At 60.3% G+C, this 1,963-nt stretch carries 5 protein-coding genes; all 5 read left to right on the forward strand.

The window, feature by feature from the left end:
* On the forward strand, window positions 1–471 hold a 471-nt coding region (locus AC2VNK_RS07795), incomplete at its 5' end, for a GDP-mannose 4,6-dehydratase (RefSeq protein WP_486883380.1).
* 171 nt (window positions 472–642) lie between these two features.
* Entirely contained in the window at window positions 643–852 is a 210-nt protein-coding gene (locus AC2VNK_RS07800) for a hypothetical protein (RefSeq protein WP_486883381.1), read from the forward strand.
* Window positions 840–1,157 carry a nucleotidyltransferase family protein gene (locus tag AC2VNK_RS07805; RefSeq protein ID WP_486883382.1) on the forward strand — a complete coding sequence of 106 codons (318 nt, stop codon included), beginning with the start codon at window positions 840–842 and terminating at the stop codon, window positions 1,155–1,157. Before AC2VNK_RS07800 ends, AC2VNK_RS07805 begins: the two co-directional genes overlap by 13 nt.
* The gene (locus tag AC2VNK_RS07810; RefSeq protein ID WP_486883383.1) at window positions 1,154–1,630 is read left to right on the forward strand and encodes a hypothetical protein; all 477 of its coding nucleotides are present in this window, start codon (window positions 1,154–1,156) and stop codon (window positions 1,628–1,630) included. The genes AC2VNK_RS07805 and AC2VNK_RS07810 overlap by 4 nt, the downstream gene beginning before the upstream one ends.
* A gap of 52 nt (window positions 1,631–1,682) precedes the next feature.
* On the forward strand, window positions 1,683–1,963 hold a 281-nt coding region (locus AC2VNK_RS07815), incomplete at its 3' end, for a type II TA system antitoxin MqsA family protein (RefSeq protein WP_486883384.1).

A 1,963-nucleotide genomic window follows, 5' to 3' on the forward strand; every position in this document is an offset into this window, starting at 1 on the left:
GCCGGGTCCGACCCGCAGGGCGAGTTAGGTGAGCGCCACGATCCCGAGAGTCATTTAGTCCCCCTCGTGTTACAGGCGGCCAGCGGTCGGCGGGCGCAGATAGCCATTTACGGCGACGATTACCCCACACCGGACGGCACCTGTGTGCGCGACTATATTCATGTTTGGGACCTGTGCAGCGCGCACCTGCTGGCTTTGGAGCATTTGCTGGCCGACGGGGAAAGCAATACCTTTAATTTGGGCAACGGTCAGGGCTTTTCGGTGCAGGAAGTCATTGATACCGCCCGGCGCGTTACCGGCCAGCATATTCCTGCCGACGTTCAGCCCCGCCGCCCCGGTGATCCCGCCGTGTTGGTGGCCGACAGCCAAAAGGCGCGCGATACCCTGAATTGGGAACCACGCTTTGCGGATCTAGCCGCGATGATTGCGCATGCCTGGAGTTGGGAGCAGCAGAAAGGGACGGCGTGGTGATGGGAGCCGCTCGCAAACGGCAAACGGCACGCGCAATGAGCGGCACTGGCGACCGAGCGTAGTTGGCTTTATTCCGGCCCGAAGTAGTGGAAAACCGTGCCGCGCTTTGGCAAGTGCGTTTGAATGAGCCATACTTTAGCAATCAGTCGCGTGGGGCTTGGAGGAAGGGCTGTGAACGACATCCAACGTATCACCATTGAACCGGGTAAACGCGGCGGTCAGCCTTGCATTCGGGGACTTGTTTACACCCATCCCCGCCCAGCCCCGGCCCATGCGCGGGCCAGTTCGGCGCTCGGCAACAAAGTGGGGATGCCTTTCGATCAAAGGGAAGGCGCCGGGGCCGCCATCACCCTCGACCTCTCCGGCCTGTGGGTGGATTGAACGCCATGCGCCTCAGCCCCGAACAAATCGCCCAAATCCGCCAGAGCGCTACGGAAAGCTTCGGCCCGGAAGCCCGCGTCTGGCTCTTCGGCTCGCGGGTGGATGACAGCAAGCGGGGCGGGGACATCGACCTCCTCGTTCAGACTCGGGCGCTGTCGGCCGACGCTGCATTGCAGCGCAAAATACGCATGCTCGGCCTACTCGAAGCCCGCCTCGGCGAGCGAAAGATCGACATTGTCATCGAACAGCCAGGTGATATGCGCCCGATTGTGTGCGTCGCCCACGAAACCGGGCTTGCCCTGTGAAACAGACACCAGAACAACTCGCTCTAGCCCATGCCTATTCGACCTGCCTTGGTCACGCGGAAGCCTTGCGTGAAGCGCTCGTCGATCTCCATCAGCGTGATCTGCAAGAGATAGAGTGGGATAAGCTAGCTAAAGAAGATCGCCGCCTGCTCGATCAGTTCGCCTACCGCTACACGCGCCTCCAGGACGATATGGGTGCACGACTGATGCCCGCCATTCTGCGCGCGTTGGAGGAGGATATCGCCGCCATGTCCGCCGTGGATCGTCTCAATCGCCTGGAACAACTGGGCTGGTTACCCTCTGCCGCTCAGTGGTCGGAACTCCGCCGTATTCGCAACACATTTGCCCATGACTACCCGGAAACGCCAGCGGAACGCCACGCGCAGTGGCAGTTGGCGATGGCCGCCGCAGAGCAGGTATTGACCCTTCTGGACGGATTTACCGCCCGTATGCACACAAAGCTGCCGGGCTGAACCCCATGCGCCTCAGCCCCGAACAAATCGCGCAAATCCTTCAACTATGAAGATGAAATGTCCAGTTTGTGGCGCGGCAGAGCTCATCCACGATACGCGCGATGTGACATATACCTACAAGGGTGAAACGACCATTATTCCCGCAGTGACGGGGGACTTTTGCCCGGCTTGTGCGGAATCTCTTCTGGATGCCAACGAAACGGATCGTGTTATGCGCGAGATGCGTTCCTTCTCCAAACAGGTGAACGCCTCCATTGTCGACCCGGGTTTCATCGTCCGTGTTCGTAAGGAGCTTGCCCTGGATCAGCGCGAAGCCGCTGAAATATTCGGCGG

The organism is Acidithiobacillus sp. TH-A35, assembly GCF_057473505.1.